The 6266-nt window shown below is 68.6% G+C and carries 5 protein-coding genes; 3 read left to right on the top strand and 2 right to left on the bottom strand.

The window, feature by feature from the left end; all coding sequences use genetic code 11:
• Nucleotides 1-52: 52 nt before the first annotated feature.
• Nucleotides 53-1714, bottom strand: a complete 1662-nt coding sequence (locus DK459_RS21245; protein WP_006388345.1) for a Na/Pi cotransporter family protein — start codon at nucleotides 1712-1714, stop codon at nucleotides 53-55.
• Nucleotides 1715-1889: 175 nt separating this feature from the next.
• On the opposite strand from DK459_RS21245, the gene DK459_RS21240 reads away from it, so the two are divergent.
• Nucleotides 1890-3281 (top strand): L-serine ammonia-lyase, encoded by a 1392-nt coding sequence (locus DK459_RS21240; RefSeq protein WP_020924538.1) that lies wholly within the window; start codon nucleotides 1890-1892, stop codon nucleotides 3279-3281.
• Between the two features lie 149 nt (nucleotides 3282-3430).
• Here DK459_RS21240 and htpX read toward each other — a convergent pair whose 3' ends face one another.
• Nucleotides 3431-4312 carry a protease HtpX gene (htpX, locus tag DK459_RS21235; protein WP_006388347.1) on the bottom strand — a complete coding sequence of 294 codons (882 nt, stop codon included), beginning with the start codon at nucleotides 4310-4312 and terminating at the stop codon, nucleotides 3431-3433.
• A gap of 154 nt (nucleotides 4313-4466) precedes the next feature.
• Between htpX and DK459_RS21230 the strand changes: the two genes are divergently transcribed.
• Together DK459_RS21230 and DK459_RS21225 are read left to right on the top strand one after the other, a co-directional pair.
• Complete coding sequence (locus DK459_RS21230; RefSeq protein WP_006388348.1) at nucleotides 4467-5321, top strand: DMT family transporter; 855 nt, start codon at nucleotides 4467-4469, stop codon at nucleotides 5319-5321.
• Between the two features lie 36 nt (nucleotides 5322-5357).
• Nucleotides 5358-6209: a sulfurtransferase gene (locus tag DK459_RS21225; RefSeq protein WP_054443060.1), complete on the top strand. Its 852-nt coding sequence runs from the start codon at nucleotides 5358-5360 to the stop codon at nucleotides 6207-6209.
• Nucleotides 6210-6266 lie beyond the last annotated feature (57 nt).

Genomic DNA, 6266 nt, shown 5'->3' with positions numbered 1-6266 from the left:
CAGCCCCCTCGGGGGGCAGCTAGCGCGCGAAGCGCGCGCGGCGTGGGGGCTCTCAATTCCCCGCTTCGCGCAGGCGGCTGGGGAGGAGTTCGCCGTGGCGGGCCAGGAGGGGATAGGCGGCGGCGCCGACCAGGTGGGAGTTGATGCCCTTCATGTCGCGCAGGATGTCGAGGTAGAGGGCGCCGACTTCGGCGGCGTCGACCTGGCCGCCCTTGATTTTCTGCAGATGGGCGTCCGCGGCCTGCGTTTCGATGGTGCGGAAACGGGACTTTTCGCCAGCCAGGGCGCGGGCCTGGCGCAGGTCGTCGTTGACGAACAGGGCGGCGGCCTGGCGCTGGTTGGAGATCAGTTCACCCAGGGTGTCGTCGAGGCTGGCGCGTTGTTCGGGGGAGAAGGTCCAGCCCTGCTTGCGCAGCTTGGCGATGTGGCTGAGCAGGCCGTGGTGGGCGATGTCGCCGGCATGGCCGATGTTGCTGATGAAGGCAAGGATGTCATCCATGCGCTGCACGTCGTCGCGCGTCATGTTTTCCTGGTCGAGCGTGGCCAGGTAAGTGGTGATGGCGCTTTCGAGCTTGTCCAGGGCCGTGTCGAGCTGGCGCGCCTGCACCATGCGGTGGCGATTGTCGCGCTTGAAGCCGGCGCGCGCGTACAGCAGCAGGGTCTGCAGCATGTCGGCCATGCGCAGGGCTTCGCGGGCGGCGTTGCCCAGCGCGACGGCGGGCACGTCGTGGGCCCATTCGTCCAGGTATTGCGGGCGGGACGGGTCATTGGGATCGGCGCGCTTGGGCAGCCAGCGGGTCAGCAGGGCAGCGTAGGGCGCCAGCAGCGGCAGGAACGCCAGCGCGATGACGGCGTTGAAGAGGGTGTGGAAGTTGGCGACGGCGCGCGCCGGGTCGCTGGACATCTCGCTCATCAGCGGTTGCAGCCAGGGCAGCAGCACCAGGCCGGCCAGCACCCCCAGGATGCGGGTCAGCAGGTTGCCCAGGGGCAGGCGGCGGGCGGCGGGGTCGTCGCCGGTGACGCCCTCGATCATGGGGTTGATGGCGGTGCCGAGGTTGGCGCCCAGCACCAGCGCGAAGGCGACGTGCGGCGCCACCATGTGATGGCTGGCCAGCGACATGACCAGCACCACCACGGCGACGCTGGAGTGGGCGGCCCAGGTGAAGGCGGCAGACAGCAGCACGGCCGCCACCGGCTGGGTGGCCAGGGCGTCCAGGATCATGCCCAGCATGGGAGCGGTCTGGAACGGCTCGAACAGTTCCACCAGTTGGTGCAGCGACAGCAGCAGCAGGCCGAGGCCGATGAAGACGCGGCCCAGGTCGCGGGTGCGGCCCGGCGGATAGCGGCGGAACATCCAGACGCCGGCGAGGATCAGGATGGGCGCCAGCGAGGTCAGGTCGAACGACAGCAACTGCACGATCAGCGTGGTGCCGACGTTGGCGCCGAGCATGGCGGCCAGGGCCGGCACCAGGCCGACCACGCCGCCCGCGGCAAAGCCGGTGATCATCAGGCCGGTGGCGGTGCTGCTCTGCAGCGCCGCGGTGATGCCCAGGCCGGCGGCGAAGGCGCGCAAGCGAGTGCCCAGCGCCCGGCCGAGAGCGGCGCCGAGTGCGGCGCCGAAGGCGCGTTGCACGCCTGTCTGGACCATATGCACGCCCCACAGCAGCAGGGCGACGTAGCCGGCGAAGTCAAGCAGGGTAATGAGTCCGGACATCCTGGGGTGGTTCCATTCTTTTTATGACAAGAAATAATTCTGTAATGATCGCATGCCGGGGCTGGTGGGGAAACCCGTCCCTGGAATACAGCATACGCCCCGCAGGGCTTTGCTGCGTAGTGTCGGACCTTGCGCGTATCATTGCCGGATCATTCTTGGATGCAGGGGAGTTGCGGTGGCCGTTTCCGTTTTCGATCTGTTCAAAATAGGCATAGGCCCGTCGAGTTCCCATACCGTCGGCCCCATGCGGGCCGCATTGCTGTTTGCCCAGGGGCTGGAGCGCGACGGCCTGCTGCCCAAGGTGGCGAGCGTGCGCGCCGAACTCTATGGGTCGCTCGGCGCCACGGGCAAGGGCCACGGCACCGACAAGGGCGTGCTGCTGGGCCTGATGGGCGAGGCCCCGGATACCGTCGACCCCGCCGCCATCGCCGGCATGATCGCCTCGGTGCGGGCCAGCCGCCAGCTGCCGTTGCTGGGCCACTATCCGGTGCCGTTCGTGGAAAAGGAACACATGATGTTCTACCGCCGCGAAGCCATGGCCGAGCACCCCAACGGCATGAAATTCCACGCCTTCGACGCCGAGGGCCAGTCGCTGCGCGAGGCCCGCTACCTGTCGGTGGGCGGCGGCTTCGTGGTGACGGCGGGCGCGTCCAACAGCCAGGTCATCGCCGCGCACGACCAGTTGCCGTACCCGTTCCGCACCGGCCGCGAGTTGCTGACCATGTGCCGCGAGAGCGGCCTGAGCGTGGCCCAGCTCATGATGAAGAACGAGCTGACCTGGCGCGAGGCCGGCGAGGTCGCGGGCGGGCTGGACCGCATCTGGCAGGTGATGCAGGACTGCGTTTCGCGCGGCTGCGGCATCAACTATCCCGAAGCCGACGGCGAGCTGCCAGGTCCGCTGCGGGTGCGCCGCCGCGCACCTGAGCTGTACCGCAACCTGACCCAGCGCGCCGAGCGCACGCTGTCCGATCCGCTGTCGGTGATGGACTGGGTCAACCTGTATGCCATGGCGGTGAACGAGGAAAACGCCGCCGGCGGCCGGGTGGTGACGGCGCCGACCAACGGCGCGGCGGGCATCATCCCGGCGGTGCTGCACTACTACGACCGTTTTGTCCCCGGTTCCAACCGCGAGGGCGTGCGCGACTTCCTGCTGACCGCGGCGGCCGTGGGCCTGCTGTACAAGTACAACGCCTCGCTGTCCGGCGCCGAAGTCGGCTGCCAGGGCGAGGTCGGCGTGGCCTGTTCGATGGCGGCTGGCGGCCTGGCCGCTGCGCTGGGCGGCTCGGTCGAGCAGGTCGAGAACGCGGCCGAGATCGGCATGGAGCACAACCTGGGCCTGACCTGCGACCCGGTCGGCGGATTGGTGCAGATTCCCTGTATCGAACGCAACGCCATGGCCTCGATCAAGGCCGTCAACGCCGCCCGCATGGCATTGCGCGGCGACGGCCAGCACTACGTGTCGCTGGATTCGGTCATCAAGACCATGCGCGAGACCGGCGCCGACATGAAGACCAAGTACAAGGAAACGGCGCGCGGCGGCCTGGCGGTGAATATCGTCGAGTGCTGAGGCGGGCGCGCCCCAAACAAAAAGCCCCTTGATCGCTCAAGGGGCTTTTTTTCATTGCCGAGCCGCCTCAGGATGAAAACGCGCCTTCGGGGGGGGCCAGCAAGCCGCTGGCGCGGCGCGGAGGCTTTTCTCGTGGGCCGTTGCCGGGATCAGATCACGCGGGCGTTCTGCAGCGCGGCGATGCGGGCCGGGATCGGCGGGTGCGAGGCGAACATGGCCGCCAGGCCGCCCTTGCCGGTGATGCCGGAGGCTTCGAACGACTTGGGCAGTTCGCCCGGTTCCAGGCCGCCCAGGCGGGCCAGGGCGCGGATCATGGGTTCGCGGGCGCCCATCAGGTGGGCCGAGCCGGCGTCGGCGCGGTATTCGCGCTGGCGCGAGAACCAGGCCACGATGATCGAGGCCAGGATGCCGAAAATGATCTCACAGACGATCACGGTGACCATGTAGCCGGGGCCGAGGCCGCGTTCGTTCTTGAACACCACGCGGTCGATGAAGTAGCCGACCACGCGCGCCAGGAACACCACGAAGGTGTTGACCACGCCCTGGATCAGGGTCAGCGTGACCATGTCGCCGTTGGCGATGTGGGCCACTTCGTGGGCCAGCACCGCCGCCACTTCCTCTTCGCTCATGCTTTCGAGCAGGCCGGTCGACACCGCCACCAGCGAGTCGTTCTTGAAGGCGCCGGTGGCGAACGCGTTGGGCGCGCCGTCGTAGATGGCGACTTCCGGGCGGCCGATGCCGGCGCGATCGGCGAGCTGGTGGACGGTGTCCAGCAGCCAGGCCTCGCGCTGGTTGCGCGGCGCGTTCGGATCCAGCACCTGGGCACCGGTGCTCCATTTGGCCATGGGCTTGCTGATCAGCAGCGAGATGATGGCGCCGGTGAAGCCGACCACGACCGAGAAGATCAACAGCGCCTGCAGGTTCAGGCCGTTGGCGGTCAGGTAGCGGTCTACGCCCAGGATGCGCAGCGTGGCCGACAGCACCAGCATGACGGCCAGGTTGGTAATGACGAAAAGGATGATGCGTTTCATGCTTTTTTTGTTCCTCAGCGAGCGGGACTTGTGCGGGATTGGACTGTGCCGCGGCGCAGCAGTTCCCCGACCGCCGCGCCGCTCCCGGTGACGGAGAGTATAGTATCGCTTTCCCCTATTTCCCCTCCCTCTTTTTACCTGAGCGCAGACCCCGATGCAGGCACTTTGGATGTTGCTGGCGTCCGCCATGTTCGCCATCATGGGGTCGTTCGTGAAGCTGGGCACCGAGCACGGCGCGACGCTGCCGCAAGTGGTGCTGTTCCGTGGCCTGCCATCGGTGGTGCTGCTGCTGATCTGGGCGCGCGCCGGGCGCCAGTCGATCGTGCCCACCAGCTGGAAACTGCACCTGTGGCGCAACCTGTCCGGCGTCACCTCGATGTGGCTCGGTTTCTTCGCCATCTCCCATCTGCCCCTGGCCACCGCCACCAGCCTGAACTACACGGCGCCGCTGTTCATCGCGTGCTGGATGCTGGGGTGGGGCGGGGCGCAGCGCGACCCGGTGCGGATCGCGGCCGTGGCCCTGGGCTTTTTGGGCGTGATCGCGGTGCTGCGTCCCAGCATCAACGAAGACCAGTGGCTGGCTGCCTTGCTGGGCCTGGGGGCGGGCGCCATGTCGGCCATCGCCATGATGCAGATCCGCCAGCTGGGCCGCATCGGCGAGCCCGAATGGCGCACGGTGCTGTTCTTTTCGGTGGCGGTGTGCGCCTCCAGCTTCGCCGGCCTGGGCTTCGAGGGCTGGGGCCAGGCCGACTGGACCGGCTACAGCTCGCTGCTGGGCGTGGGCGTGACGGGCCTGTTCGGCCAGTTGGCCATGACGCGGGCGTTCGGCCTGGGGTCTGCATTGCTGACCGCGGCCCTGCAATACAGCACGATCATCTTCGCGGCCCTGCTCGGCATGGGTTTCTGGGGCGATACCCTGGACGGCCTGGCCTGGGCCGGGATGGGCCTGATCATTTCGGCGGGCCTGCTGTCGGTCTGGCGCACCATGCGTGACCCCAAGCCGACCTGATCCCGCCAACCCGACCCTATCAGAGGAGAATTTCCGATGACGATGACCCTGATTTCCGCGGCCGACCTGGCCACGCACCTGGGCGCGGCGGACGTGCGCGTGTTCGATGTGCGCCACGACCTGACCAACCACGCGGCCGGCCGTGAGGCCTATGCCGCCGGCCATATTCCCGGCGCCCGCTACCTCGACCACGAAACCGAGCTGGCGGCCCCCCGGACCGGCAGGAACGGCCGCCATCCGCTGCCCGACCGCGGCCAGTTCGGCGCCTTGATGGCGGCGCACGGCGTCACGCCTGAAACCCTGGTGGTGGCCTATGACGCCAGCGGCGGCATGTACGCCGCGCACCTGTGGTGGATGCTGCGCTGGCTGGGCCACGACCGGGTCGCCGTGCTCGACGGCGGCTGGCAGGCCTGGCAGGCGGCCGGGCTGCCCACTTCCACCGAGGCGGCCGCGCCGGTGCAGGCGGGCGCGCCGGTGACGCCGGCGGCGCCGCTCGTGGGCAGCGTGGATGCGCAGGCGGTGCTGGACAACATCGCCCGGCCCGGATTCACCGTGATCGACGCGCGCGCCGCCAACCGCTATCGCGGCGAGGTTGAGCCGATGGATCCGGTGGCCGGCCACATCCCTGGCGCGTTGAATCGTCCGAACGGCCAGAACCTGCAGGCCGACGGCCGCTTCAAGGACGCGGCGCAGTTGCGCCAGGAATTCACCGCCTTGCTGGATGGCCGCGACCCTGCGGCCATCGTGCACCAGTGCGGTTCGGGTATCACCGCCTGCCACAACCTGCTGTCGATGGAAATCGCCGGCCTGGCCGGCTCGCGCCTTTATCCGGGCTCGTGGAGCGAGTGGTGCAGCGATCCGTCCCGGCCGGTGGCCAAGGGCGAGTGAACGCACCGGCCGGCCCCGCCGCAAACCGGGCCTGAAACCGCGCCGTGGTATTCCGAC

It is taken from the genome of Achromobacter sp. RW408 (assembly GCF_003184165.1).
In the GTDB taxonomy this organism is placed as follows: domain Bacteria; phylum Pseudomonadota; class Gammaproteobacteria; order Burkholderiales; family Burkholderiaceae_B; genus Achromobacter; species Achromobacter xylosoxidans.
The sequence above is the reverse complement of the archived record's forward strand: the minus strand, read 5'-3'. Positions and strand labels throughout refer to the sequence as shown.

What these genes read in the sequence shown, in the direction of transcription:
- DK459_RS21225 (WP_054443060.1), top strand. Translation starts at nt 5,358, where the DNA reads ATGACGATGACCCTGATTTCCGCGGCCGACCTGGCCACGCACCTGGGC.
- DK459_RS21245 (WP_006388345.1), bottom strand. Translation starts at nt 1,714, where the DNA reads ATGTCCGGACTCATTACCCTGCTTGACTTCGCCGGCTACGTCGCCCTG.
- htpX (WP_006388347.1), bottom strand. Translation starts at nt 4,312, where the DNA reads ATGAAACGCATCATCCTTTTCGTCATTACCAACCTGGCCGTCATGCTG.
- DK459_RS21230 (WP_006388348.1), top strand. Translation starts at nt 4,467, where the DNA reads ATGCAGGCACTTTGGATGTTGCTGGCGTCCGCCATGTTCGCCATCATG.